The 26,897-nt window shown below is 64.8% G+C and carries 17 protein-coding genes; 4 read left to right on the plus strand and 13 right to left on the minus strand.

The genetic code is table 11. The features are described 5' to 3' along the window. Positions 1–69: 69 nt before the first annotated feature. Positions 70–954 carry a non-homologous end joining protein Ku gene (gene ku, locus AC1RUR_RS01685; RefSeq protein WP_492840684.1) on the minus strand — a complete coding sequence of 295 codons (885 nt, stop codon included), beginning with the start codon at positions 952–954 and terminating at the stop codon, positions 70–72. A 119-nt stretch (positions 955–1,073) separates the two neighbouring features. Here ku and ligD point away from each other — a divergent pair, with 119 nt between their 5' ends. Then, positions 1,074–3,740 carry a DNA ligase D gene (gene ligD / locus AC1RUR_RS01690; protein ID WP_492840686.1) on the plus strand — a complete coding sequence of 889 codons (2,667 nt, stop codon included), beginning with the start codon at positions 1,074–1,076 and terminating at the stop codon, positions 3,738–3,740. A gap of 113 nt (positions 3,741–3,853) precedes the next feature. Here the strand turns inward: ligD and AC1RUR_RS01695 are convergent, their stop codons facing one another. Further along, positions 3,854–4,018 carry a DUF3309 family protein gene (locus AC1RUR_RS01695; RefSeq protein WP_492840688.1) on the minus strand — a complete coding sequence of 55 codons (165 nt, stop codon included), beginning with the start codon at positions 4,016–4,018 and terminating at the stop codon, positions 3,854–3,856. Between the two features lie 181 nt (positions 4,019–4,199). Between AC1RUR_RS01695 and AC1RUR_RS01700 the strand changes: the two genes are divergently transcribed. Then, positions 4,200–4,517 (plus strand): polyhydroxyalkanoic acid system family protein, encoded by a 318-nt coding sequence (locus AC1RUR_RS01700; protein ID WP_492840690.1) that lies wholly within the window; start codon positions 4,200–4,202, stop codon positions 4,515–4,517. 3 nt (positions 4,518–4,520) lie between these two features. Here AC1RUR_RS01700 and treY read toward each other — a convergent pair whose 3' ends face one another. The 6 genes from treY to AC1RUR_RS01730 are packed head-to-tail and all read right to left on the minus strand — an operon-like array spanning position 4,521 to position 18,531. Beyond that, the gene (treY, locus tag AC1RUR_RS01705; RefSeq protein ID WP_492840692.1) at positions 4,521–7,307 is read right to left on the minus strand and encodes a malto-oligosyltrehalose synthase; all 2,787 of its coding nucleotides are present in this window, start codon (positions 7,305–7,307) and stop codon (positions 4,521–4,523) included. 1 nt (position 7,308) lies between these two features. Beyond that, positions 7,309–9,060, minus strand: coding sequence for a malto-oligosyltrehalose trehalohydrolase (gene treZ / locus AC1RUR_RS01710; RefSeq protein ID WP_492840694.1), 1,752 nt, complete (start codon positions 9,058–9,060; stop codon positions 7,309–7,311). Beyond that, positions 9,057–11,135 (minus strand): glycogen debranching protein GlgX, encoded by a 2,079-nt coding sequence (gene glgX, locus AC1RUR_RS01715; protein ID WP_492840696.1) that lies wholly within the window; start codon positions 11,133–11,135, stop codon positions 9,057–9,059. Before glgX ends, treZ begins: the two co-directional genes overlap by 4 nt. Positions 11,136–11,138: 3 nt before the next feature. After that, positions 11,139–13,286 carry a 1,4-alpha-glucan branching protein GlgB gene (gene glgB, locus AC1RUR_RS01720; protein WP_492840698.1) on the minus strand — a complete coding sequence of 716 codons (2,148 nt, stop codon included), beginning with the start codon at positions 13,284–13,286 and terminating at the stop codon, positions 11,139–11,141. Continuing rightward, positions 13,279–16,572, minus strand: coding sequence for a maltose alpha-D-glucosyltransferase (treS, locus tag AC1RUR_RS01725; RefSeq protein ID WP_492840700.1), 3,294 nt, complete (start codon positions 16,570–16,572; stop codon positions 13,279–13,281). Before treS ends, glgB begins: the two co-directional genes overlap by 8 nt. A gap of 12 nt (positions 16,573–16,584) precedes the next feature. Next, the gene (locus AC1RUR_RS01730) at positions 16,585–18,531 is read right to left on the minus strand and encodes a maltotransferase domain-containing protein (protein ID WP_492840702.1); all 1,947 of its coding nucleotides are present in this window, start codon (positions 18,529–18,531) and stop codon (positions 16,585–16,587) included. A gap of 204 nt (positions 18,532–18,735) precedes the next feature. On the opposite strand from AC1RUR_RS01730, the gene malQ reads away from it, so the two are divergent. After that, positions 18,736–20,697: a 4-alpha-glucanotransferase gene (gene malQ, locus AC1RUR_RS01735; RefSeq protein WP_492840704.1), complete on the plus strand. Its 1,962-nt coding sequence runs from the start codon at positions 18,736–18,738 to the stop codon at positions 20,695–20,697. A 30-nt stretch (positions 20,698–20,727) separates the two neighbouring features. Continuing rightward, positions 20,728–22,536: a glycoside hydrolase family 15 protein gene (locus AC1RUR_RS01740; protein ID WP_492840706.1), complete on the plus strand. Its 1,809-nt coding sequence runs from the start codon at positions 20,728–20,730 to the stop codon at positions 22,534–22,536. 25 nt (positions 22,537–22,561) lie between these two features. Here AC1RUR_RS01740 and AC1RUR_RS01745 read toward each other — a convergent pair whose 3' ends face one another. Genes AC1RUR_RS01745 through zwf form a run of 5 tightly spaced genes read right to left on the minus strand, consistent with a single transcriptional unit; the run spans position 22,562 to position 26,867 of the window. Further along, on the minus strand, positions 22,562–23,239 hold the full coding sequence (locus tag AC1RUR_RS01745) for a phytanoyl-CoA dioxygenase family protein (RefSeq protein ID WP_492840708.1): 678 nt from the start codon (positions 23,237–23,239) through the stop codon (positions 22,562–22,564). Positions 23,240–23,268: 29 nt separating this feature from the next. Continuing rightward, positions 23,269–24,081, minus strand: coding sequence for an HAD family hydrolase (locus tag AC1RUR_RS01750; protein ID WP_492840710.1), 813 nt, complete (start codon positions 24,079–24,081; stop codon positions 23,269–23,271). Further along, a complete protein-coding gene (locus AC1RUR_RS01755; protein ID WP_492840712.1) occupies positions 24,078–24,620 on the minus strand; it encodes a gluconokinase in 543 nt (180 codons plus the stop codon). The genes AC1RUR_RS01750 and AC1RUR_RS01755 overlap by 4 nt, the downstream gene beginning before the upstream one ends. Further along, positions 24,607–25,356, minus strand: coding sequence for a 6-phosphogluconolactonase (gene pgl, locus AC1RUR_RS01760; RefSeq protein WP_492840714.1), 750 nt, complete (start codon positions 25,354–25,356; stop codon positions 24,607–24,609). The genes AC1RUR_RS01755 and pgl overlap by 14 nt, the downstream gene beginning before the upstream one ends. Further along, entirely contained in the window at positions 25,356–26,867 is a 1,512-nt protein-coding gene (gene zwf, locus AC1RUR_RS01765; RefSeq protein ID WP_492840716.1) for a glucose-6-phosphate dehydrogenase, read from the minus strand. Before zwf ends, pgl begins: the two co-directional genes overlap by 1 nt. Positions 26,868–26,897 lie beyond the last annotated feature (30 nt).

Genomic DNA, 26,897 nt, shown 5'->3' on the forward strand with positions numbered 1-26,897 from the left:
GAAGCAATCCAGAGCCCCTCTGCGGAAAGATTCTGGATTGCTTCGCCTCGCTCGCAATTGACAGCGCAATCAGCTCGCCTTCCTGTGCCGTACCGACGACCGATGCGTCTTCTTCGCCGCTCGCTGTCGTCCGGTCGCACGCCGCGCAAGCGACTTCGCCGCCGTCTTCTTTCCGCCGCGCCCCTTCAGGCTCTGCTTCAACGCATCCATCAGACTGACCACGTTGCTCGGCCGCTCCTCCGGCTCCGGCAGCTCGATTGTCCTGCCGCTCGCCTTGCGCTTCAGCAGCGCCTTCAGCGCGGTCTCGTAGTCATCCCTGAACTTGCTCGGGTCGAAATGCGCGGCCTTGGTGTGCAGGATATGGCTGGCGAGCTCGACCATGTCCTTGGTGATCTTCGGGCTCTTGATATCGTCGAAGAACTCGTCCTCGTCGCGCAGCTCGTAGGGGTAGCGCAGCGTGGTGCCGAGCAGGCCCTTGCCGAGCGGCTCGATCGCCATGACATGCTCGCGGTTGGTGAGCACGATTTTTGCGAGCGCGACGCGATCCTGGTCCTTCATGGCGTCGCGGATCACGGCAAAGGCGTCGACCGCGGCCTTGCCGTCGGGCGCGATGTAATAGGGGTGGTTGAGATAACGCTGGTCGATCTCCTCGCTCGGCACGAAGCTTTCGATGTCGATGGTGTGGTTGCTCTCGATCTGCACGGCCTCGAGCTCGTCCGGCTCGATCTCGACATATTTGCCCTTGCGCAGCTCGTAGCCGCGGCCCTTATCCTCGCTCTCGACGATATCGCCGGTCTCGGAATCGACCATCTGCTGCTTCAGCCGGTTGCCGGTCTCGCGGTTGATCATGTGAAACCGCGTCTTCTCGGCCGACGTCGTGGCGGGATAGAGCACGACCGGACAGCTCACGAGGGACAGTTTGAGCGTCCCTTTCCAATAGGCGCGGGGAGCCATTGCATCCTCCAGTGATTTCAGGGCTTTTCAGGAACTCCAACCGGGCTGCGGGGTTTTGGTTCCGGGCGGGACTTTTGCCGTGATAGGCTCAAACGTCGAAGACAAAAACGGGTTCGACTGTGCTGAGAAAGCTCTCCACCTATCGACAGAAACGCGATTTCGAACAGACGCCGGAGCCTTCCGGCGAGACCGCGGTCACACCGTCGAAGCAGCGGCGCTTTGTCATCCAGAAGCATGACGCGACGCGGTTGCACTACGACTTCCGCCTCGAATTCGATGGCGTCTTCAAGTCCTGGGCGGTGACGAAGGGCCCATCGCTCGATCCGCACGACAAGCGGCTGGCGGTCGAGGTCGAGGACCATCCGCTCGATTATGGCGATTTCGAAGGCACGATTCCGGAAGGCCAGTATGGTGGCGGCACGGTCATGTTGTGGGATCGCGGCACGTGGGAATCGGATGATCCGGAGCGTGGTTTCAAGAAGGGTGATCTGAAGTTCACCCTTCATGGCGAGAAGCTGCATGGAAGCTGGGTTCTGGTACGCATGCGCAACGATCGCAGCGGCGGAAAGCGCACCAACTGGCTGCTGATCAAGCATCGCGACGAATATGCCAGCGAGGGCGAAGACATCCTTGGCGAGGACAAGTCGGTCGCCTCCGGCCGCGCGATGGCGCAGATCGCCGAAGGCAAGGGCCGCGCGCCAAAGCCGTTCATGCTGGCGAAGGGTGCCAAGAGCAAGGCCGATGCGGTCTGGCAGTCCAATCGCCCTGAAGAGGCGAAAGGACGGACCGTTAAAGCTGCGCCTCGCACGGCATTGAAGGCAGGCAAGACGGCAAGAAAAAGGGCCACGACGGCGACGACTGCCAAAGAGGTCTCGGAGATGCCGGATTTCGTCGCGCCGCAGCTCTGCACGTCGGTCGAGCGCCCGCCTTCCGGCGACGGCTGGTGTCACGAGATCAAGTTCGACGGCTACCGCGTGCAGCTTCGGGTCGAGGACGGCAAGGCGACGCTGAAGACCCGCAAGGGTCTCGACTGGACCGACAAGTTCGCCTCCATCGCGAAGGAGGCGAATTCGCTGCCGGACGTCATGATCGACGGCGAGATCGTCGCGCTCGACCACAATGGCGCGCCGAACTTTTCCTCGCTCCAGGCTGCCCTGTCGGATGGCAAGACTGGGGACCTCATCTTCTTTGCCTTCGACCTCCTGTTCGCCGAAGACCGCGACTATCGCCGGCTGCCACTCGGGGAGCGCAAGGCGGGGCTCAAGGAGCTGCTGGAGGCCCGCAAGCGGAAATCGAACCAGATCCGCTATGTCGAGCATTTCGAGAGGGGCGGTAATGCCGTGCTGCAATCGGCCTGCAAGCTCGAGCTCGAAGGCGTGGTGTCGAAGAAGCTCGATGCACCCTATCGCTCCGGCCGCACCGAGAGCTGGACCAAGGCCAAATGCCGTGCCGGCCATGAGGTGGTGATCGGCGGCTGGAAGACCACGGCCGGCAAATTCCGTTCGCTGATGGCCGGCGTCTATCGCGGCGATCATCTCGCCTATGTCGGCATCGTCGGCACCGGTTTCGGCGCCGACAAGGTCAAGCGCATCATGCCGCTCCTGAAAGAGGCCGCGTCGAGCGAGAACCCCTTCGGCGGCAAGAACGCGCCCAAGAAGACGCGCGACGTCCACTGGGTCAAACCCGAGCTCGTCGCGGAGATCGAGTTCGCCGGCTTCACCGCCGACGGCAACATCCGCCAGGCCGCCTTCAAGGGGCTGCGACAGGACAAGCCGGCGGATGAGGTCGAGGCGGAAACGCCCGTCGATACCGAGCTTGCCAAGCCTTCTGCAAGAAAGCGCGCTCCGGCGAAGCCCGGAAAGAAGAAGGACGCTGGCACTGCCGAGGTGATGGGCGTCGTGATCTCGAAGCCGGACAAGGAGCTGTGGCCGGATGGCGGCGACGGGGAGGGCGTGACAAAGCTCGATCTCGCGCGCTATTTCGAGGCAGTCGGCGGCTGGATGATCGCGCATCTGAAGGGGCGCCCTTGCTCGATCCTGCGCGCGCCCGACGGCATCGGCGGCGAGACATTCTTCCAGCGCCATGCCATGCAGGGCAGCTCGAACCTGCTCGAACTCGCCAAGGTTTCCGGTGACCGCAAGCCGTATCTGCAGATTGACCGCGTCGAAGGTCTTGCGGCGGTCGCGCAGATTGGCGGCCTCGAATTGCATCCCTGGAATTGCGCGCCTGATGAATACGATACGCCGGGACGGCTGGTGTTCGATCTCGATCCCGCACCGGACGTCGGGTTTGCCGATGTCGTGGAGGCGGCCAAGGAGATGCGGCAGCGCCTCACTGACGTCGGCATGGAGAGCTTTTGCAAGACCACCGGCGGCAAGGGTCTTCATGTAGTGGTGCCGCTGCTCAATGGGGCGCGCGACAAGGTGAGCTGGAAGCAGGCCAAGGCGTTCGCACAAGGCGTCTGCCAGTGGATGGCGGATGACGATCCCGAGCGCTATCTGCTCAACATGTCCAAGAAGCTGCGCAACGGAAAGATCTTTCTGGACTATCTGCGCAACGATCGCCTGTCGACGGCGGTGGCGCCGCTGTCGCCCCGCGCGCGCGACGGTGCGACGGTGTCGATGCCTGTCACCTGGGTGCAGGTGAAGAGCGATCTCGATCCGAAGAAATTTACGGTGAGAACCGTGCCCGGCCTGCTGACGCGTTCGAAGGCGTGGGAAGGCTATGACGATGCGGCCGCGTCGATCAAGGCCGCGATGAAGAAGCTGGCCGGGAAGAGGAAGTAGTCGCTCCTGTAAACGTCATTCCGGGCTGCGCGAAGCGCAGACCCGGAATCCAGAGGTTTGCGGCGCGAGATTCCGGGTTCGCGCTTGCGCGCGCCCCGGAATGACCGACTTGGCTAGATCCGTCCCAGCAGCAGCAGGATCAGCAGGATGACGATGACGAGCCCGAGGCCGCCGCCGCCGTAATAGCCGGTGCCGTAGAACGGGCCGCCGCCGATGCCGCTGAAGCCGCCGAACAGGGCGATGACCAAAATGATCAGAATGATCGTACCGATAGACATGCTAGTCTCCTCCAGCCCTTTGTTGAAAGGGTCGTTTGCACCTGTCCCGTGGTGCGGGGGCAACTTGCCGCAGGTTTTAAAGTTCCGGTTTTGAAACGGGGCGACAGGTGCAAGTTGCATGGAACCTTTGCCGCTGCGGCCGGCATGATGAAGTGAGAGTCAATCAGCGCAGGGCCGCGTCATGTCAGCACCGCTTGTCGTTTCCATTCCGCATCGTCTCGGCCGCGAGGAGGCGGTGCGCCGGCTGAAGACCGGGCTCAGCCGCGCGGCGGCGAGCATTCCGGTGATACAGGTCGAGGAGGAGCGCTGGAGCGGCGACAGCATGAGTTTTCGTATCCGTGCGCTCGGGCAGATTGCCAGCGGTCAGATCGACGTCGCCGACGACCAGGTCAAGGTGCAAGTGGTGCTTCCCTGGCTGTTGCAGCGCTTTGCCGAGATGGCGCAGGCGACCATCCGCAAGCGCGGGCAGTTGCTGCTGACCAAGGACGAGGGAAAGTGAGTTTCAGGCGCGCACGCGCTGTCGCGCAGGCCTGATGGCGCCCGCTATGTGGGCCTCGATGACGGCAGCAGGAAAATCGCGGAAAGCCTGCAGGACGGGCAGTTCGTTGCCCGCGAGTCCTGGTGCGATGTAGCCGGTAATGTCGATAGTCGCGTCGAGACCCTCGAGCGCGGGCCATTCCCGGCCGCCTTGCGTGAATGGCGCGAACAGCCGTCCGACCACCACGATTGCAGCCGTGCGGTCGTGGCGACGGGCGAACGCGATGACATGATCGGCGTGCGCGCCATGGACCTCCAGCGGCTGGTAGTCGCCTTGCGCAAAGACGCCGGCGAGCTCGTTGCGCAGCTTGAGCAGTTGCCGGGTCCAGGCGAGCTTGAGCTGACCGTCCGGCCAGGTCTTGCTCAGGCCGCTCCAATCGGGCGCGTCCAGTGACGACAGCGTCGTGCTGCATGCCGCAAAATCCACCGGGCGGCGGTTGTCGGGATCGACCAGCGACAGGTCCCAGAATTCGGTGCCCTGGTAGAAGTCGGGCACCCCCGGCAAAGTCGCCTTGAGGGTGAGCTGGCTCAGCGAGTTCAGCGCGCCGAGCAGGGCGACGCGGCGGGCCAGGGTCTGCAGCGCCTCCAGGAATTCGGCGGACAGCGCGGGATCCAGAATCTTGTCGATGAAGCTCCGTATGCCGCTTTCATACGCCTCGTGCGGATTGAGCCAGCTCGTCTCCTCCTTGCCCTCGCGTGCGGCCTTCAGCGCGTAGGCCTGGATACGCTCGACGAAGCCGGTCTCGATCGGCCACTGGAGCGGCCAGGCGCCGAGCAGGGTCTGGTAGAGCATGTATTCGAACGTCGCCGACGGCGCGCGCAGGTTGCCGTGGAGCGCGAGGTGCGGCGCGTTCAGCACCTTCCAGCGTGAAACCGCGCTGGTCCATTCGCCGGGAATTTCGCTGAGCGCGGCGATCCGCGCGCGGGCGTCCTCGCCGCGCTTGGTATCGTGGGTGGCGGTTGCCGTCATCCCCTGCGGCCACTCCCTGGCGCGTGCGCGCATGGCCTCGTGGAAGGCGGGAATGGCGAGGCCATTGCTCGCGGGATCGCCGCCGACCTCGTTCAGCGCGAGCAGCCGGTGAAACTGGTAGAACGCGGTGTCCTCCAGCGATTTCGCCATCACCGGCCCGGTGAACTGCTGCACCTTCAGCGCAAAGCGGCGCACGCGTGGGGCGCTGTGCGGCGGACGGCCGGGCTTGAGCAGGTCCATGGTCAGGGCATCGCGCAGGAAGTCGAAAATGCCTTCGTCGGCCGCGAACCATTCTGCACGGGCACGCACGATCGTGTCGTCGATCAGCTTGCGATCGTGCGCGGCTGGCGCGCTGGTCGTGAGGTAGGTGCGATAGACCGGGAAATGCAGCACGTAGAGTTCGAGCGCCTGCCGCAGGCTGTCGGCGGAGAAGTCGCGGGTCGAGTAATGCCCGTTGGCGATGCGCGCGAGCAGGCGCGTCAGGACGGTGAATTCGCTGGTGAGCAGGGTCTCCAGCACGCGTCTTTTGGCGTCTTTCACGTAAGGTGCGAGTCGCGGCGGCCGGTTGCTGATCTGCCGCCAGGTTTCGTCCAGAGCCTCCAGCCCCCTGGCGTCGACCAGCACCTGCGTGATGACGTTCATCCACTCATAGCCGGTGGTGCCCTGAACACCGGCGAAGTGCGGCAGGCGCTCGTGCTCGCACAGGATCTTCTCGATCACGGTGTAGAACGGCTTGGTGTTGCCTTGCGCGTCGCGCACCAGCCGGCGCAGGCGCTGGCAGTACTGGGCAGGATCGCGCAGGCCGTCGATGTGATCGAGACGGATGCCGTGCAGCTTGCCGTCGGCAATCAGCTGCTTCACCAGCCGGTGCGTGGCGGCGAACGTGCCGGGGTCCTCGACGCGCAGGCCGGCGAGCCCGTTGACGTCGAAGAAGCGGCGGTAGTTGATGTCGCTGGAGGCGAGCCGCCAATGGCCGAGCTTGTAGTGCTGGCGCTCGAGCAGATGATGCAGCGCCAGCGTCTGCGCCGGACGGTCCTTGGCGGCACGATAGGCCGCGACGCCTTGTGCGATGATGTCAGCAGCGCCCGCGATCTCCTTCAGCTCCGCCTTGAAGCCAGGGGCTTCCTTGCGGTTGGGGCGGCGCAGGCCGGTGTAGCGTGCCGCGAGCGCAAGCAGGCGCTTGCCGGCCTCCGTTTCGGCGGCATCGGCTTCCTTCACGAACATCCGCAGCATTTCGCCATAGCGCTCCGGGGCGATCGGCAGGCGATGCTCGAAATACCAGGCGGAAAGGCTGCCCTCGCCGGCATCGTAGCGTAGCTCGATGTCGCCGCGCTCCAGCGCCTCGCCATAGGACGAGCCGAGGATCGGCAGCAGCACGCCGCCGCGGGCGCGATGGGGCAGCAGATCCCAGTCGATATCGAAGGCGACCGCGTGCGGCGAGGTCGGTCCCCATTCCAGCACGTCCAGCCACCAGGGATTGTCGGCAAAATGCACGCCGACATGGTTGGGCACGAAGTCGATGATGAGGCCGAGGTCGTTCTTGCTCAGCGCCTCGCTCAGCCGCGCAAAGCCGGCTTCGCCGCCGAGCTCGGGATTGAACTGGCTGTGATCGACGGTGTCGTAGCCGTGCGTCGAGCCCTTGCGCGCCTTCATCACCGGCGAGGCGTAGAGGTGCGTGATGCCGAGCGACTTGAGATAGGGCGCCACTGCGGCAGCCTTGTCGAAGTCGAAATCGGCGGTGAGCTGAAGCCGGTAGGTCGCGAGAGGAATGGCCGAAGGCATGTCAACCTCCGAGGCGCCAGACCACCGACCAGGGCGGAAGCCGGTCGCCGGCCGCGCCGCCCCAGATCGGCGTGCCCGCGCTGTCAGTGGACATGATCTCGTGATCCGAGAGATTGGCGAGGAGGCGCAACGTGGTGCCGTCGCCCATCCGCCAATGCGCACTGAGCAGGCCGCTATCGGCCGCCTCGGCGTCGCCGAAGCTCGCGCCTTTCAGCCGCGGCGTGATCTCCTTGCGGCGGAGCGCGAGCAGGTCGCGCACCAGCGCAAGCCGCGCATCCTGCTCAGGCGTTCGGTCGTCCCAATCGAGCACGGCCGACAATGGTGTTGCCGGATCGAGCGGATCGGGCACTTCGTCGCCGTATTTCTCATAGGCCCAGGCATATTCCTGCCTGCGCCCCTTGCGCACGGCGTCGGCCAGTCCGCCCTGGAAATCGCAAAAGAACGGGAAGGGGAGCTTGGAGCCCCATTCCTCGCCCTGAAACAGCATCGGCACCATCGGCGCCAGCAGGGTGACTGCGAGCGCGGCTTCGATCTGCCGCGGCGCTGCCAGGCTCTCGAGCCGGTCGCCGAGCGGGCGGTTGCCGATCTGGTCGTGGTTTTGCAGGAAGTTGACGAAGGTCGCCGGCGGCAGCTCGCGGCTCGGCTCGCCGCGCGGCTTCTTGCCCCAGAACTCCGAGATCTCGCCCTGGTAGACGAAACCGGAGGCGAGCGCGCGGGCGAGATCCATGCGCGGCGTCTGGTAGTCGGCGTAGTAGCCGGCGAGCTCCCCGGTCAGCATCACATGCCAGACGTGATGATAGTCGTCGTTCCACTGCGCGCGATATTTGCCGTTCGGCGGCTCCTGCGCGGCGTCGAGCAGGCTGGCGCGATTGTCGCCGTTTTCCAGCACGAGATGGATGTGCCGTCCCGTGGCCTTGGCAAGCTCGCCGACGGCAACGCTGAGCTCATGCAGCATCGACTGCTCGCCGGGCGATGCCATGATGTGGTTGGCGGCATCGAGCCGCAAGCCGTCGAAGCGATAGTCGCTGAGCCAGGACAGCGCATTCTCGACCGCAAAGGCCCGCACCTGCGGCACGCGATAGTCGATCGCGCTGCCCCAGGGCGTGTGCGCGTCGGTGAAGAAGGTCGGCGCGTAGCGGCCGAGGTAATTCCCTTCGGGGCCGAAATGATTGTAGACGACGTCGAGAAACACCATCAGCCCGCGCAGATGCGCCTCGTCGATCAGCGTCTTCAGGTCTTCGGGGCGGCCATAGGCGCCGTCGGGCGCGTACCACAGCACGCCGTCATAGCCCCAGCCACGGCGGCCGGCGAAATCGGCCAGCGGCATCAGCTCCAGCGCCGTGATCCCGGTAGAGACGAGATGATCGAGCCTGTCGATCATGGCGCGGTAGGTGCCCTCGGCCGTGAAGGTGCCGACATGGCTCTCGATCAGCACCGTCTCTTCCCAGGGACGGCCGCGCCACTCGCGCGCGCGCCAGGCGAAGGCGTCGTGATCGACCACCTCGCTCGGGCCGAACACATCCTCGGGCTGGAAGGCAGAGGCCGGATCGGGCACGTCGATCTCGTCGTCGATCCTGAACTTGTAGGGACTGCCGGTGGTGAGGCGGGCAATGTCGGCGACATACCAGCCGTCCTGCCGGCGCTGCATCGCGTGTCTGCGGTCGAGCAGCAGATCGACGCGCCGCGCGCCGGGCGCCCACAGGCGGAACGACACGCCGTCCTTCGTCGGCCTCGCGCCGAAGGATGGCCTCATAGCGCCCCCGCGAAGGCGAGCACGGAGCGCGGCGGCGCCTTGCTGTCGCTTCCGGGCAGGAAGTCGATCGTGTTCAGCTTGGCATCGGTCGTGTTGAGGATCTGCTGCCAGCTCTTGTATTCGGTCATTTTGGGCAATTTGAATGCGATCTCTTCGGGGGCGGCGTTCAGAACGATAAAGATCGCAGCCCCACCCGGTTCCATCGGCCCCATCACATAGGAGAGGAACCGCCCTTCCGGAAACTTCCAGTCGCTCTCCGTCATCTCATCGCCGGCCGGCGTCAGCCATAGCGCGCCGTAGGAGAGGCCGTCCTTGGGGCGGCCGTCGAGCCAGCGATGGCTGCGAAGCTGCGAGAAGCGGCGGCGGATATCGGCGAGATCGGCGACGAAATCGATCATGTCGTCGCCGTCCTTGCCGAGGTTGCCCCAGCCGATCCAGCCGACCTCGTTGTCCTGGCAATAGGCGTTGTTGTTGCCGGATTGCGAATTGCCGACCTCGTCGCCGGCGAGAAGCAGGGGAACGCCCTGCGCCAGCATCAGGCAGGCCAGCACGTTCTTGCGAAGCTGCCGGCGCAAGCCGAGAATCCCGGGATCGTCGGTCGGCCCTTCGACGCCGCAATTGTTGCTGTGGTTGTCGTTGGAGCCGTCGCGGTTGTCCTCGCCGTTGGCCTCGTTGTGCTTCTCGTTGTAGCTGAAGAGGTCGGCGAGCGTGAAACCGTCATGCACGGTGATGTGATTGATGCTGGCGCGCGGCCGCCGTCCGTCGTGGTTGAACAGGTCTGATGATGCCGTCATGCGGCTGGAGACGTCGCCGATCAGGCTGCCTTCGCCGCTCCAGTAGCGGCGCATGGCGCTGCGATAGCGGTCGTTCCACTCCGACCATTGCGAGGGGAATGCGCCGACCTGGTAGCCGCCGAGGCCGAGATCCCAGGGCTCGGCGACGAGCTTGACGGCCGCCAGCACCGGGTCCTGCCGGATCGCGGTCAGGAACGAGATGCCGCGGTCATAGCCGTTCGGCCCGCGTGCGAGCGTGGTGGCGAGGTCGAAGCGGAAGCCGTCGACATGACAGACCTCGACCCAATAGCGCAAGGAATCCATCACCATCTGAAGCACGCGCGGATGGGTGAGGTTCACCGACGAGCCGCAGCCGGTGAAATCGTCGTAATAGCGCGGGTTCTCGCGGTTCAGCCAGTAATAGGAGGCATTGTCGATGCCGCGGTAGCACAGCGTCGGGCCGAGGTGATTGCCCTCGGCGGTGTGGTTGTAGACGACGTCGAGCATCACCTCGATGCCGGCATCGTGCAGCCGTGCGACGGTGGTGCGGAAGGAATCGAGCGCGTTGTCCTGGGCGTAGCGCTGTTCCGGCGCGAAGAAGGACAGCGTGTTGTAGCCCCAGTAATTGGCGAGCTTCTTTTCCACCAGCACGCGGTCGTCGACGAAGCTGTGGATCGGCAGCAGCTCGACCGTGGTGACACCGAGCTTCTTCAGGTGCTCGATCATCGCCGGTGAGGACAGGCCGCCATAGGTGCCGCGCAAATTCGGCGGGACGTCGTCGCGCTTCTGCGTCAGGCCCTTGACGTGGGCCTCGTAGATGATCGTGTCTTCCCAGGCGATGTTGGGGCGGATCTCGCGCCGGCCCCAGTTGAAGGTCTCGTCGACCACGACGGCCTTGGGCATGCCGCGCGCATTGTCGCGCCGGTCGAACGACAGATCCTCGCGCGGGCTGCCAGTCCGGTAGGCAAAATGCGCATCGCTCCAGACGAGCCGCCCCGAGAGCCGCTTGGCATAGGGATCGAGCAGCAGCTTGTTGGCGTTGAAGCGATGGCCGTGCTCGGGCTCGTAGGGGCCGTGCACGCGATAGCCATAGAGCTGGCCCGGCGAGACGTCGTTGAGATAGCCGTGCCAGACGTCTTCGGTTCGTTCAGGCAATTCGATGCGCTCGAGCTCGCGACGGCCTTGCGTGTCGAACAGGCATAGCTCGACCTTCTGCGCGTTGGCCGAGAACAGCGCGAAGTTGGTGCCGCGTCCGTCCCAGCTTGCACCGAGGCGTGCGGGCGATCCGGTAGTCAGGCGCATATGTCAGCTTTCCGGAACGAGGAAGATCGCGGCGAGCGGCGGAATGGTGAGGCGGAGCTCCGGCGTCTTGCCGTCAACGGCATGAACCTCGCCGATGTTCCCGACATTGCTGCCGCCATAATGGGCGGAGTCCGAATTGAACACCTCTTTCCACTTGCCGGCAAAGGGCACGCGAACGCGATAGTTGCGATAGACGTTGGGCGAGAAGTTGATGATCACCAGACACCGCGCGTGCTCGTCTATCCCCTTGCGCAGCCAGGCGAAGACGTTGCGGTTGGCATCGTCGGTAATGAGCCATTCGAAACCGGCCGGGTCGCAGTCCATCTGATGCAGCGCCGGCACGGCGCGATAGAGCCGGTTGAGGTCGCGGATCAGCGCCTGGATGCCGGAGTGATATTTGTATTCCAGCAGGTGCCAGTCGAGCGACTGGTCGTGATTCCATTCGCGGCTCTGCCCGATTTCGGCGCCCATGAACAACAGCTTCTTGCCGGGATGGCCGAACATGAAGCTGTAATAGGCGCGCAAATTCGCAAAGCGCTGCCACTCGTCGCCGGGCATGCGGCCCAGGATCGAGCGCTTGCCGTGCACGACCTCGTCATGCGACAGCGGCAGGATGAAGTTCTCGGAGAAGGCATAGTGCAGGCCGAACAGGATCTCGCCGTGATGATGCTTGCGGTGGATGGGATCCTTGCTGATGTAGTTCAGCGTGTCGTGCATCCAGCCCATGTTCCATTTGTAGCCGAAGCCGAGCCCGCCGAATTCCACCGGGCGCGAGACCTGCGGCCACGCGGTGGATTCCTCCGCCGCGGTGGTTGCCTGCGGGAATCGTGCGAACAGTTCGGTGTTGAAGCGGCGCAGGAAGTTGATCGCCTCGATGTTCTCGCGGCCGCCATATTGGTTCGGAATCCAGGCGCCGGGCGGGCGGCTGTAGTCGAGATAGAGCATGGAGGCGACCGCGTCGACACGCAGGCCGTCGATCGCGTAGCGCTCCAGCCAGAACAGCGCGTTCGACACCAGGAAGTTCGTCACTTCGGTGCGGCCGTAATTGTAGATCAGCGTGCCCCAGTCGAGGTGGCGGCCCTGCAGCGGGTTGGCGTGCTCGTAGAGCGAGGTGCCGTCGAAGCTGCCGAGCCCGTGCGGATCGTCCGGGAAGTGACCGGGCACCCAGTCCAGCAGCACGCCGACGCCTTCGCGGTGGCAGGCGTCGACCAGTGCCGCAAAATCCTCCGGCGTGCCGAAGCGGCTGGTCGGTGCATAGAGGCCGGTCGGCTGATAGCCCCAGGAGCCGTCGAACGGGTGCTCGCTCACGGGCAGGAATTCGAGATGGGTGAAGCCCATGTCGCGGGCATAGGCCGGCAGCTGTTCGGCGAGCTCGCGGTAGGTGAGCCATTGATTGTCGCTCTTGCGCCGCCACGAGCCGAGATGGACCTCGTAGATCGACATCGGCGCCGACAGCGCATTGATGCCGTCGGGCGCGGGGCGCGGCCGCGCCAGATGCGCCTCGTCGAACACGATGGAGGCCGTCTTCGGACGGACCTCGCTCGCAAACGCCATCGGATCGGATTTCAGCGGCAGCAGATGGCCGTGCGGGCCGATGATCTCGAACTTGTAGTGATCGCCGTTCTTCGCATGCGGGATGAACAATTCCCAGTAGCCGGCACCGCGCACCCGCATGGGATGGCGTCGACCGTCCCAGAAATTGAAGTCGCCGACCACCGACACGCGACGCGCATTCGGCGCCAGCACGACGAAGCCGATGCCGTCGGTGCCGTCGAGCCGCATCGGGTGCGCGCCGAGCTTGTCGTAGAGGCGCTGATGGGTGCCTTCGCCCAGCAGATAGAGGTCGAAATCGGTCAGGATCGGAGGGAAACGGTAGGCGTCCTCGAACTCGACGACGCTTTCGCCGAATTTGGCGCGCAGCTGGTAGTGCTTCGAGCCGTTGGGCAGCGCGCCGACGAACAGGCCTGAATCGTGGACGCGGTCGAGCTTCGCCACCTCGCCGTGCTCGCCGACCGCCTCGACATTGGAGGCCTCGGGCAGAAACGCGCGCACCACGCTCTTGCCGCCCTCGGGATGCAGCCCGAGATAGTGGAAGGGATCGGAGTGGCGGCCCTCGATGATCGCGTAGGCCTCGGCTGGTAGTTTATGCATGGGCTTCGCTCTCGGCATTGGACAGAATGCGAAGCAGTCCGGTCAGCGGCGCATGGAGCCCCTCAGGCCGGCGGGACAGCTCGTACTCTACTTCGTCGAACGCGTGATCAAGCAGGAAAAACCTTAACAGGCCTTCCGCGGAGCGCGGGTCTTCCGGCCACAAACGCCGATCGGTCATGGCCTCGCGATAGGCGGACAGGAAGGTTGCGGTGGCGCGCTCGCGCCATTCGCCGAGCGCGGCTGAAAGCCGGCTCTGCTCATCGATGCCGCCTGAAAGGGCTCGGCCAAGCGCGGCGTTAACCGAAAGATCAATCGAGCGGATCAGGCCGGCGACGTCGCGCGCGGCCGGGGCCTTGCGCCGCTTGGCTGACAAAGGCAGGCGCGGATCGCCGTCGAAGTCGATGATGAAGATATCGTCCTTCACGATCAGAGTTTGCCCGAGACGGAAGTCGCCATGATGACGGATGTTCAACCCGCCGATCCCGGAAGGCAAGAGCGCATTCAGGTGATCCGGCAGGCGCGTGCGCACTGTTGTGAGCTGATCGATCAGTGGCCGGTCCGCCTCCCGCAGGCCGTCGCGGCTGTCGGCCAGTCGCTCGAAAACCCGCTCCGCGCGGGCCTTGAGATCGGAGACCCAATGTTTGACGTGGGCCGAGCCGATCGGCTCCGGAGCCAGGTCATCAGGCGTTGCCGCGGCCAGCGCGACATGCAGCCCGGCAAGGCGTCGGCCGATCTGCGCGATGAAGTGCAGGTAGGGCGCCTGCTCCTGGGTCTCGCGCAGCGTTTCGCCCGCCGACAAGACGCGCTGCTCGTCGATATAGCGGTCGAGATAGCCCGTGGTCACCGCCCAGCCGTCGCCCTGGTTCTCGACGAAGGCGTGCAGCACGCCGAGCGCGCTACGCTGACCGCCCTCGACGAGCTCGACGCTGCCGAGCAGCGCCGGCGTATTGGCGAAGCGGGCGATTTCGGTGAGGTAGTGGCCGATCTCGATCTCGGGACTGGTGCCTTCCTCGAGCTGGCGATAGATCTTGGCGACGTATTGATTGTCGACGAGGGCGGTGCTGTTCGACTGCTCGATCGCGCGGATGCGTTCGGGCTCCTTGATGGTGTAGTCGGCGAACCGGCTGGTCGCCTTGAACTCGAGCCGGAGATTGTTCTCTTCCACCACCAGGTTCTGCGACAGGTTGCGCAGGAACAGGCCGATGAAGATCTGGTCGGTCGCGACGTCCAGCAGCGTGCCTTCGCGCGCACCCTGGCGCACGGCGGCGAGCGCCTTCGGATTGAAGCGCTCGCGGTCGAAGCGCACCCACTCGATCTGCAGCGGCATCACGTAGCGTGTCGCCGCATCGCCCTGCGCGGTCTCGAAGAACGCGATCCAGGGCCGGTTGTCGCCGATGTCACAGAACGGCACCGCCGAGGTCAGCGCGGTCTTGATGTGCTTGGGATTGTGCTCTGGATACCACCGCGTCCGCGACAGGAAGCCCGGCAGCACGTCGCGCTCGAATACGCCGCGCTCGCGGGCGAGCGAAACCCAGTTCGAGTTCACCGGCACCACCAGCGTTTCGAACTCCGGCACCGCGCGCGGCACCACCGGCTCGGACTTGTCACGCTCCTGGAGCTGGAACCAGTAGAAGCCGTACGGCCCCAGCGTGATCATGTAGGGCAGCTCGCCGATCGGCGGGAAGCGGGTGCGGCCGAGCATCTCCTGCGGGATGCGGTCCTTCCACGGCGACAGGTCGAGCTCGGTGGCTTGAGCTGCGCGCGACAGGTTGGCGACGCACAGGATCACCTCGTCGCGGTATTGCCGGACATAGGCGAGCACGGCGCGGTTTGCCGGGCGGATGAAGGTCATGGTGCCGCGACCGAAGGCGAACGTCGACTTGCGCACCGAGATCAGGCGCTTGGTGGCGCTGAGCAGCGAGGACAGGCTGCGCGACTGCGCCTCCACGTTCACCGATTCATAGCCGTAGACGGGATCCATGATCAGCGGCGCATAGAGGCGGGCCGGGTCGCAGCGCGAGAAGCCGCCGTTGCGGTCCGGGCTCCACTGCATCGGCGTGCGCACGCCGTTGCGATCGCCGAGATAGATGTTGTCGCCCATGCCGATCTCGTCGCCGTAGTAGATGATCGGCGTGCCCGGGAAGGACAGCAGCAGCGAATTCATCAGCTCGATCTTGCGCCGGTCATTGTCCATCAGCGGCGCGAGGCGCCGGCGGATGCCGACGTTGATGCGGGCGCGCGGATCATTGGCGTAGGTGGTCCAGAGATAGTCGCGCTCGACGTCGGTGACCATTTCCAACGTCAGCTCGTCGTGGTTGCGCAGGAACAGCGCCCATTGGCAGCTCGCCGGAATGTCCGGCGTCTGGCGCAAGATGTCGGTGATCGGGAAGCGGTCCTCCTGCGCGATCGCCATGTAGATGCGCGGCATCAGCGGGAAGTGGTAGGCCATGTGGCACTCGTCGCCGCGGCCGAAATATTCCTGCACGTCCTCCGGCCATTGATTGGCCTCGGCCAGCAGCAGCTTGCCCTTGGAGTAGGAGTCCAGCTCCTGGCGCAGACGCTTGATGATCGCATGCGTCTCCGGGAGGTTCTCGTTCGAGGTGCCCTCGCGCTCGCAGAGATAGGGAATCGCATCCAGCCGGAAGCCGTCGACGCCGGCGTCGAGCCAGCGCTTCATCACCTGAATGAGGGCGCTGACCACGCGCGGATTGTCGAAATTGAGATCCGGCTGGTGCGAGAAGAAGCGGTGCCAGTAGAACGCGCCGGCCTCGTGATCCCAGGTCCAGTTCGACTTCTCCGTGTCGGTGAAGATGATGCGCGTGCCCTGGTATTTCTGGTCGGTGTCGCTCCAGACATACCAGTTGCGGGCGCTCGAGCCCGGATGGCTGCGGCGCGCACGCTTGAACCATTTGTGCTGGTCCGAGGTGTGGTTGACGACGAGCTCGGTGATGACGCGCAAGCCGCGCTTCTGCGCCTCCTGGATGAACCGCTTGAAGTCCTTCATCGTCCCGAAATCGGGGTTGACCGAGCCGTAGTCTGCGATGTCGTAGCCGTCGTCGCGCCCGGGCGAGGGATAGAAGGGCAGCAGCCACAGCGCGGTGACGCCGAGCTCCTGGAGATAGGGCAGCTTCTCGGTCAGGCCGGCGAAGTCGCCGATGCCGTCATGGTTGCTGTCCGCAAACGCCTTGACGTGCAGCTGGTAGATGATGGCGTCCTTGTACCAGAGCTCATCCACGACCTCGGCAGCCTCGGCCTTCTTGGTGTCGACGGAAGACAGAACATTCATGGCGTCAAGCCTTTACGCCAGGCAGCGGAACAGCAGCGCCGGATCGCGGTCGGGATCGATACGCAACTTGATCCCGCCCCATTCGATGCGGGACTGTTCGCCGGTGAGGAGATTTTCGAGTGCGGTGACGCGGCGGCGCTCGCCGCCGACGTCGATGGTGAGGTCGCCGAGCGGCAACCAGAACTCGCGCTCGTGGCGCGAGAGTGCGACGGCGACGACGACGGTGTTGGCGGGATCGGCCGCTGCCTTGACGAAGGCGATCGTCTCGCCGTCCTCGATGCCGAGAAACCGCAAATTCGCCGCCTGCTGGAGCGCCGCATTGTCGTTGCGGATGCGGTTGAGCCCGGTGATGTAGGGCTTGATGTTGCCGGGTCTGTCCCAGTCGCGCTGCTTGATCTGGTATTTCTCGGAATCGCGATATTCCTCGCGGCCGGGGATGGCCTCGTGTTCGAGCAATTCGAATCCGCCAAAGATGCCGAAATTGCCCGACAGCGTCGCGGCCAGCGCGAGCCGCGACTTGAAGGCCCAGGCTTCGCCGCCCTGGAGATGATAGGGTAGCAGGTCCGGCGTGTTCACGAACAGGTTCGGGCGATAGAAGTCGCGCTCGGGATGACGCGTCAGCTCGCCGAGATATTGCTCCAGCTCCCATTTTTCCGTGCGCCAGGGGAAATAGGTGAAGGATTGCGCGAAGCCGAGCTTGGCGAGGCCCTTCATCAGCTTCGGCCGCGCAAACGTCTTTGAGAACAGGATCACATCGGGATGCCTGCGGCGGATGTCGGTGATCAGCCACTCCCAGAAGGCAAGCGGCGCGGTGTCGTGATTGTCGATGGCGAAGATGGTCACGCCATGGTCGATCCAGAACAGCATGGCGTCGCGGAACGCGTTCCACAGCCCGGCCCGGTCGACCGAGCCGAAATCGGGGATGACGATGTCCGAATAGGGGCCATCCGCCGTTCGCACCGAGCGGTCCGGCCGCCATTTGAACCATTCCGGATGCTGCGTCAGCCAGGGATGGTCCGGCGAGCATTGCACGGCGAAGTCGAGTGCGATCTCGAGGCCGTATTCGAGGCAGGTCGCGACCAGCGCGCGGAAATCCTCGATGGTGCCGAGCTCGGGATGCAGGGCGTCGTGTCCGCCCTCGGCTGTGCCGATCGCATAGGGCGAACCGGGATCGCCTTCACGCGCCACCGGCGCATTGTTGCGGCCCTTGCGTCTGGTATGGCCGATCGGGTGGACCGGCGTGAAGTAGAGCACGTCAAAGCCCATCGCGGCGATATCGGGGACGCGCGCGATGCAGTCGCGCAGCGTGCCGTGCCGGCCGGGGATCGGGCTCTGGCTGCGCGGCATCATCTGATACCAGGCGCCAAAGCGCGCTCTGTCGCGGTCGGCGATCAGCGGAAAGAGCGGCGAGCGGGTGAGGTCGGGCCGCGACTGGCTCTCGGCCATGGCATCGCCGAGCTCGGTTGAGAGCAGCGGGGCGACATCGCCGGTCTGAAGATAGTCCTCGCATTGTCTGACGATCACCGCCGCGGCGTCTTGCCGCGCACCATGTGCCTTGGTCAGCAGCCCGGCGCCCTCGACGGCGTCGAGGCTGACATCGGCGCCGGACAGCTGCTTGCGCGCGACCGCGTGGGACCAGGTCGCGAACTCGTCGGTCCAGGCCTCGATTGCGTAGAGATATTGGCCGGGCTCGGTGGGCGTGAATGCGCCCGACCAGCGGTCATTGCCGTGATGGATCATCGGCTCACTCCGCCATTCCCGGTCCTGCTCGCGGCGCCAGATCAGCGCGGCGCCGATCACGGCCTCGCCGTCGCGGTAGATGTCGGCCCACACGTCGACGCGCTCGCCCGCGATCCGCTTCACGGCGAAGCGGCCGCCGTCGATCAAGGGATAGACGTCTTCGATGAGGAAAGCGCTGCCGGCTGCGGCACTCTCGACAGTTTGAATTGTCTTGTTCACGGTGATGCCATTGACAAGAAAGCAGGGCCCGTTTCCCTTGTCGGGAACCTACGCTTGGTACCTATATAGAAAGCCGCTTGTGTGTCATTAGTTCCCCCTGGGAACGGCAGGCCCGGTTTGTGAGTTAACCCTGACTAACGTCTTCCGCCACCTCGTTAAAATCGATGCCCCCGGCCAAACGATGGCCTGCAAGCTGCGTGCCGAATGGATCTTTTAGCTCAAGCCCAGATCAAGGGTGTTCAGTCCGAATTCGTCGACGCCCTCGGAAAGCTGCGGGTCACCGATCCCGCGGCCCTCAAATCCATCCTCGACGCCCTGCCGGAGAAGCGGGTCTATCGCTTCGTCAGCGGGCCCGTGGTGGTTCGCGCCCTGGGGCATCCGCGGACGGAATTGGTGACAGCCGGCGCGCCGCCGCTCAAATGGACAATCGCCGGCAACGGCAATGTGATCGCGCAAGGCGAGACGCGCGAGCCGGTCATCGCCTGGCCCGCCGGCCTGCCGCTCGGCTATCACCGCCTGACACTGACCGATGCCGAAGGCGTGACCGAAGAGGTGCCGATGATCGTGGCGCCCGAGCGCGCCTTCGGCGGCGATTTCGATCGCGGCTGGCTGCTCGCCGTGCAGCTCTACAGCGTCCGCTCGGACCGCAACTGGGGCATCGGCGATTTCACGGATCTGGCCGATCTCGTTCGGCTCGCAAAACAGCTGGGGGCCGACGGCGTCGGCCTCAATCCGCTGCACGTGTTGTTCGACGACCACCCGGCCGATTGCAGCCCCTATTCGCCGAACAGCCGGCTGTTTCTCAACCCGCTCTATATCGACGTCGAGGCCATCCCGGAATTTTCCGCGGACCTCGTCCCCGACGCTGCCGCGACCGCCGCGCGGCTGCGCGAAGGCGATCGTGTGCCATATGCGGATATGGCGGCGCTGAAATGGCTGGCCCTGCGCGCTGCCTTCAACAGCTTCGTGACCAGCGCGAGCGGTGTCCGCCGCAACCAGTTCGACGCCTTCCGCGCGGATCGCGCGCCGCTATTGTCCCGTTTTGCCTGCTTCGAGGTGCTGCGGCATCGCTTCACCGGACCGTGGTGGGAATGGCCGTCGGAATGGCAGCGGCCGGACGAGGCGAAATGCGCCGGGCTGCGCAACGGTCCTGACAAGCGCGAGATCGAGTTCGTCGAATTCGTGCAATGGACGGCCGATAGCCAATTGCATGCCGCCAAGGAACTGGCCAGCCAGCTCGGCATGCGCGTCGGTCTCTATCTCGACGTTGCCGTCGGGGTACAGTCCAACGGCTTCGATGCCTGGAACGAGCAGGCGGCAATCTCCCGCCATCTCGCCGTCGGCGCACCGCCCGACGTGCTCAACACGGTCGGCCAGGACTGGGGCCTCGCCGGCTTCAACGCCGGCGGCCTCGAAGCGCAGTCCTTCGTGCCGTTCGCCGACATGCTGGCCGCATCGATGCGCCATGCCGGCGCCATCCGGATCGATCACGTGTTGGGGCTGAAGCGGCTCTATCTCGTGCCACGCGGCTTCAAGCCCGACAACGGCGCCTATGTGCAGATGCCGTTCGAGGCGCTGCTCGGCGCCATCGCGCGCGAGAGCACGGCGCATAAATGCATCGTGATCGGCGAGGATCTCGGCACGGTGCCCGAAGGTTTCCGCGAGACCATGCAGGATTTCGGCATCTGGTCCTATCTCGTCATGATGTTCGAGCGCGACGATGCCGGCCACTTCCGCAACATCGACTTCTATCGGCCGAACGCGCTGGTGACGCTGAACACGCACGACCTCTGCACCTATGCGGGCTGGCGCACCTTCAGCGACCTCAAGGTCAAGCTCTCGCTCGGGCTCGATCCCGGCGAGGACGACAAGGCCCGCTGGCATGCGCTCGGCATGCTCGACGAGATCCTGCGCCAGAACGGCATCAACGCCAACGATCTCTATTCGGTGCTCGCCTTCCTGTCGCGTACGCCATCGCGCTTGCTTGCGGTCTCGATGGAGGATCTGCTCGGTGTGCTCGACCAGCCCAACATTCCCGGGACGATCGACGAGCACCCGAACTGGCGCCAGCGGCTTCCCGTTGCGCTCGACAAGATCGCATCAAAGGTCGATCTCGCGGCCTTGAAGGCCGCGACGCGGGAACGTTCGTTGCTCGGCGGGAGTTGAGGAGCCGGCATTTTTCAAGGCTCGACGACATTGTCTCAGAAGATCGAGGACTATGCGCTGATCGGCGACTGCGAGACCGCGGCGCTGGTCGGGCGCAACGGCTCGATCGACTGGCTGTGCTGGCCCGCCTTCGATTCCGACGCCTGCTTTGCCGCGATCCTCGGCACGCACAGGAACGGCCGCTGGCTGATCGCGCCGACCGAGGACGTCACTGGCACCTCGCGCCGCTATCTCGGTCATACCCTCATCCTCGAAACGCGTTTTGAGACGAAGAGCGGCGCCGTCGCCTTGATCGACTTCATGCCGCCGCGCGGCAAGGCCTCCGACATCGTGCGGCTGGTGCGCGGCGTCAGCGGCACGGTGAAGCTGCGAATGGAGCTCGTGATCCGCTTCGGCTTCGGCAGCGACATCCCCTGGGTGCGCCGCTGCAAGGACGGCTCGCTGCTGGCGGTCGCCGGCCAGGACATGACGGTGCTGCGCACCCCGGTCGAGACCCGCGGCGAGGACCTGACGACCGTTGCCGAATTCGAGGTGAAGGCCGGCGAGACCGTGCCGTTCGTGCTGACCTACGGCCCCTCGCATCTCAACCCGCCAGAGCCGATCGACCCGGAGATCGCGCTCCGGGAGACCGAAGAATTCTGGAAGGACTGGTGCAGCCGCAGCACACGGGACGGTGCGTATCACGACCTCATCATGCGTTCGCTGATCACGCTGAAGGCGCTGACCTTTGGCCCGACCGGCGGCATCGTCGCCGCACCGACGACGTCATTGCCGGAGAAGCTCGGCGGCAGCCGGAACTGGGACTATCGCTTCTGCTGGCTGCGCGATGCCACCTTCACGCTGCTGGCGCTGATGAACTCGGGCTATACCGAGGAAGCCTTGGCCTGGCACAATTGGCTCCTGCGCGCCGCCGCCGGTTCGCCCGCGAACATGCAGATCATGTACGGCATCTGGGGCCAGCGCCGGCTCTTGGAATGGGAGGCGGGCTGGCTCGACGGCTATGAGGGTGCCCGGCCGGTCCGCGTCGGCAATGCCGCCCATGCCCAGCTCCAGCTCGACGTCTATGGCGAGCTGATCGACGCCTTCCACCAGTCGCGCATGGCCAGGCTCGAGCTCGATGACGAAACGACCTGGGCGCTGGAATGTAACGTGCTCAGCCATCTCGCCGAGGTCTGGGACCAACCCGATCACGGCATCTGGGAGCGTCGCGGACAGCCGAAGCATTACGTCTTCTCCAAGGTGATGACCTGGGTCGCCTTCGACCGCGGCATCAAGAGCGCCGAAACGTTTGGCTTCAAGGCGCCGCTGCTGCATTGGCGCGCGCTGCGCGAGGCGATTCATCGCGACGTCTGCAACAAGGGCTTTGACGCCAAAGAGGACGCCTTTGTCGAATCCTACGGCTCAAAGCTGCTCGACGCCAGCGTGCTGCTGCTGCCGGCGGTCGGCTTCCTGCCGGCGGAGGATCCGCGCATCCGCGGCACCATCGCGGCCGTCGAAAAGCACATCATGCGCGACGGCTTCGTGATGCGGCACGATCCGCGCGAAATGTCCGGGGAGCAGCAGCCGATCGAGGGCGCTTTCCTGGCCTGCAGCCTGTGGCTGGCCGACGCCTACGTGCTGTCGGGCGATCTCGACAAGGCGCAGGCGCTGTTCGATCGTGTGGCCGGCCTTGCCAACGACGTCGGCCTTCTGGCCGAGGAATACGACGCCGTGGCGCGCCGCCAGACCGGCAATTTCCCGCAGGCGCTGACCCACATCGCGCTGATCAACACCGCGCATAATCTTTCGGCGGCAAGGCAGCAAAGCGAGAAGCCGGCGGTGCAGCGGTCGAAGCAGTGACGCCCGGCTCCGTACGGTCTGCGCTCTAGATTCCCAGCCATTCCAGGCCGCCGGGCAGCTCCCCGACGGAAAAATCCACTTGCAGGACGCGGCGATGCATCGGGACGGTCGCGGCGTCCGATGCATGGAGAATGGGCGTCGCATACAGCCAGATGTCGCCAGGGTCAGCCAGGCATGCAACCGTGCCGCAACGCCTGACGACGTCCCGTACGTCTTCCTCGCGAATCCGTCCAAGTCTGTGGGAACCAGGAGCGATCAGGAGCGGCGCGTTGCTTGCCGGCACCGGATCGATATGAACTCGCAGGGTCGCCATGCCGGACAACAATGCAAAGGGCGGTTCAACATGCAGCATGCCGCTCTTGACGCTCCAGGTCTCAAAACCATCGACGGAGACACGCTCCTTCACGGCGATGGTGCGATCCTGATGCCAGCCCAGAGTCCAGTTCGTTGCGGCCGTCTTGTCGAACAGAATGGCTCTGACGGGGCGACAGCCATGGCCGAGCACTGACGCAGCGCAGCGACCCACATGTCCACTTGAAGCGAGGAGCGGCGCGAGACCTTTGACACCCCTCAGCCGGAGTCCGGCTTGATCGGGTGGCAGATGAGACAAGGTTGCTTCAAGCTGATGTAGCTGATCGGACGTCAGCGCCTGCCGGAACAGCTGCGCGCCGTCATCCTGAAAGGTCGGGTGTTCAGTCGTCAATGTCGCGCACCGATGGAGGAGTCGATCGCTCAGCCCACCCCATTCCGCTTCAAGATCATCTCCATCGCCTCGGCAAAACCATCCTGCTCGTTGGTGGCGGTAACGTGCGTCGCCTGGTCCTTGACGCTGTCGGTGGCGTTGCCCATGGCGATCGAGGTGCCGCTGACGCGGAACATGGCGAGGTCGTTCTGCATGTCGCCGATGGTGGCGACCGCGTCGGTCGAGATGCCGAGGCGCTTGGCCATCGCCTGAACGAACGTGCCCTTGTCGAAGCCCGGCGGGGTGATGTCGAGATAATAGGTCTGCGAACGCACCGCGGTCGCCTGGCTGCCAAGCGCCTCCTGCATCGCCTTCTCGCAACGCTCGAGCCCGGGGGCGTCCGCGCTGGCGCCGACGATCTTGCAGGCGCTGGCAAGATACGGAGAGAAATCCGTCACGATGGTCGGATCGGAGCGGATCGTGTGCTGCTCATGGGCGACGTATTTGCCGCTGGGATTATCGATCAGCCATTCGTCGGTGGTGAACAGCCAGATATCGGCACCGAACTCCCGGAGGATCTGCAGGGACCGCTCGGCGGCGCTCGCCGGGATCAGATGCTGTTCGACCGGATTCATCTCGGGGTCGACGATCGAGGAGCCGTTGAACGGGCCGACCGGCAGCCACAGCGCCAGCGGCTCGATCAGGAAGCGCATGCCGATCGCGGGCCGGCTCGAGGTGATGGTGAAGCCGATGCCGGCCTGGTGCAGCCGCTGCACCGCGGACCTCGCACGTTCCGTCAGCGTCTTGTCCTTGGTCAGCAACGTGCCGTCGACGTCGGAGACCACGAGTGAGATTTGCGTCATGGCAGAACCTTGGGTATTGCACCGCCCAGTTTCAATTGCCGCACGATGCCGTCCACGATCGCCTCGACGGTTTCGTCGATCGAGACGGTGATGACGTGCTCGCTCGCCTCCGGCGGCTCCAGCGTGTTGAACTGGCTGGTCAGCAGCCCCGGCGGCATGAAGTGGCCCTTGCGGTGCGCGAGCCGTTCGGCGATGAGCTCCTTCGTGCCCGTCAGGAAGACGAAGCGGACGTCGTCGCGTCCGCGCAGCAGCACGTCGCGATAGGTGTGCTTCAGCGCCGAGCAGGCAATGATGACGTGCTTGCCGCTCTCGCAGACCCGTTCGATCTCGTCGGCAATGGCGTTGAGCCAGGGCCAGCGGTCTTCATCCGTGAGCGGATGGCCGGCCCGCATCTTCTCGACGTTGCTGGCGGGATGGAAACTGTCGCCGTCCTCGAACCGCCAGCCGAGCCGCTCGCCCAGCGCCTCCGCAACCGTGCTCTTGCCCGAGCCCGACACGCCCATCACGATCAACGCACAAGGTGCTTCAACGCGGCCCACGTATTTCCTCCGGAAGCGCGGCCTGGTCGACCAGCCAGACGGTCTCACCATTCGAGCGCGCGCGCAATGCCGGCAGAGTCTCGCCATTGACGAGGCGCGTCAAGATCGGCCGCTTGTCATGCCCCGCAATCTCGAACAGCATTTCGCGGCAGGAGGCCAAAGCGGGCAGGGTGAGCGAGACCCGCGGCACGAACGGCGCCACATTGGCCTTGGGGACACCAACGACCCAGCGTTGGGTCTCCTCGATTTCAGGGTAGCCGGGAAACAGCGAGGCGGTGTGGCCGTCCGGGCCCGCGCCCATCAGGACCATGTCGAACAGCGGCCGCGACGGATCGAGGCTGTCTGAACCATAGAAGGCCTGCAGCTCGCGCGCATAGGCGACGGCGCCTTGATCAGGGTTTTCGGCCGTGGTGGGGATCGGGTGGATGTGGCCGGACGGCGCGTTGCGGTCGAGAAAGGTCGCGCGCGCGACCGCCATGTTGTTGAGCGGATCGCTTTCAGGCACGAAGCGCTCGTCGCCGATGAACCAGTGCACGCGATCCCACGGAATCCTGCCGCGCCAGGCGTCGCTGCCGAGCAGCTGATAGAGCTTCTTCGGGCTCGATCCACCGGTGAGGCAGATGGCGATTCGTCCGGAATTGGCTGATATCCGCGCCATCATCCGCTCGGCGGCCGCAAAAGCGAGCGACTCGGCGTCGGCCTCGACGATGAGCTTCGGCTGATCGGCCACGGCCATCAGGAGAACTTCCGCCAGCTTCGCCCGTCGCGCCGGAGCAACTCATCGGCGCAGGCCGGGCCGTCGCTGCCGGCTTCATAGGTCTCGATGCCGTTGATGCCTTCACTCTTCCAGGCATCCAGGAACGGCTGCACCGCCTGCCATCCGGCCTCGACGCCGTCGGCACGCTGGAACAGGATGTTGTCGCCGATCATGCAGTCGTAGATCAGCGTCTCGTAGCCGGTCGAGGGGTCGGCGCGGAAATAGTCGCCGTAGCGGAATTTCATCTCGACGCCGTCGATGGTGATGCTCGGTCCCGGGATCTTGGCGTTGAACTGCAGCTCGATGGTCTCGGTTGGCGCGATGCCGATGGTGAGGAAGTTTTGCGACAGGCGGTCGACGTCCGTGCCCGAAAACATCGACAGCGGTGCCTGCTTGAACTTGATCGCCACTTCCGTCCGCTTGTGGCCCAGCGCCTTGCCGGTGCGCAGGTAAAAGGGCACGCCGGCCCAGCGCCAATTGTCGATCATCAGCTTCAGCGCGACAAAGGTCTCTGTGGTGCTGCCGGGCTTGACGTCCTCGGTCTTGCGATAGTCCGTGATCTCGTCGTCGCCGATGCGGCCCGCCAGATATTGCGCGCGCACCGAATTCTTCAGCGCCTCGTCCCGGCTTGGCTGCTGGATCGAGGTGAGCACGTCGGCCTTCTCGGAGCGCACGGAATGCGCGTCGAACCGTGCAGGAGGCTCCATCGCGACCAGCGACATCAGCTGGAACAGATGGTTCGGCACCATGTCGCGCAGCGCGCCGGTGGCGTCGTAGAAACCGCCGCGATGGCCGACGCCGAGCCTTTCCTCCACAGTGATCTGGATGTGGTCGATGTGGTTGCGATTCCAGATCGGCTCGAACATGCCGTTGGCAAAGCGCAGCACCAGGATGTTCTGCACCGTCTCCTTGCCGAGGTAATGATCGATCCGGTAGATCTGGTGCTCGTCCATGATCTTGAGCAGCTCGGCGTTCAGCGCACGCGCCGAAGCGAGGTCGGTGCCGAACGGCTTTTCGATCACGAGCCGCCGCCAAGCGCCGTTCTCTTTCATCATGCCGGTGCGGCCGAGCTCGCGCGCGGTCGGCGCGAACGCGGCGGGCGGCGTTGCCAGATAGAACAGCCGGTTGCCGCCGGTGTCCTGCGCGCATTCCAGCGAATCCAGATGCTCGCGCAGGCGGTCGAAGGACGGTGGGTCTTTTGGATCAGCCTCGACGAAGGTCACGCATTGCAGCAGCCTCGTGGCGATATCGTTGTCCACGGGACGGGTCGCGAACTGGCGCAGGCCCTTCAGCAGGCTGTCGCGCAGCTGGTCATCCGACTGGCCCTTGCGGGCCACGCCGACGACGCAGAATTTTTCCGGCAACAGATGCTCGGCCGCCAGATTGTAGAGCGAGGGCATCACCAGGCGATGAGTGAGGTCGCCGGTGACGCCAAAGATGACGAAGGCGCAATTTTCGGGCTTGCGCTTGGCTTGCGGGTCTTTTGTCACGAACTGTCGGCCTTCGCTCTGTTACGTGTT

This window comes from Bradyrhizobium sp. GW821-FHT12B03 (genome assembly GCF_058807535.1).

Excerpts from the sequence above, each read along its gene's own strand:
- treY (WP_492840692.1), bottom strand. The coding sequence starts at position 7,307 with ATGCCTTCGGCCATTCCTCTCGCGACCTACCGGCTTCAGCTCACCGCC.
- ku (WP_492840684.1), bottom strand. The coding sequence starts at position 954 with ATGGCTCCCCGCGCCTATTGGAAAGGGACGCTCAAACTGTCCCTCGTG.
- glgB (WP_492840698.1), bottom strand. The coding sequence starts at position 13,286 with ATGCATAAACTACCAGCCGAGGCCTACGCGATCATCGAGGGCCGCCAC.
- AC1RUR_RS01750 (WP_492840710.1), bottom strand. The coding sequence starts at position 24,081 with ATGACGCAAATCTCACTCGTGGTCTCCGACGTCGACGGCACGTTGCTG.
- glgX (WP_492840696.1), bottom strand. The coding sequence starts at position 11,135 with ATGCGCCTGACTACCGGATCGCCCGCACGCCTCGGTGCAAGCTGGGAC.
- treZ (WP_492840694.1), bottom strand. The coding sequence starts at position 9,060 with ATGAGGCCATCCTTCGGCGCGAGGCCGACGAAGGACGGCGTGTCGTTC.
- malQ (WP_492840704.1), top strand. The coding sequence starts at position 18,736 with ATGGATCTTTTAGCTCAAGCCCAGATCAAGGGTGTTCAGTCCGAATTC.
- treS (WP_492840700.1), bottom strand. The coding sequence starts at position 16,572 with ATGAATGTTCTGTCTTCCGTCGACACCAAGAAGGCCGAGGCTGCCGAG.
- AC1RUR_RS01700 (WP_492840690.1), top strand. The coding sequence starts at position 4,200 with ATGTCAGCACCGCTTGTCGTTTCCATTCCGCATCGTCTCGGCCGCGAG.
- pgl (WP_492840714.1), bottom strand. The coding sequence starts at position 25,356 with ATGGCCGTGGCCGATCAGCCGAAGCTCATCGTCGAGGCCGACGCCGAG.
- AC1RUR_RS01695 (WP_492840688.1), bottom strand. The coding sequence starts at position 4,018 with ATGTCTATCGGTACGATCATTCTGATCATTTTGGTCATCGCCCTGTTC.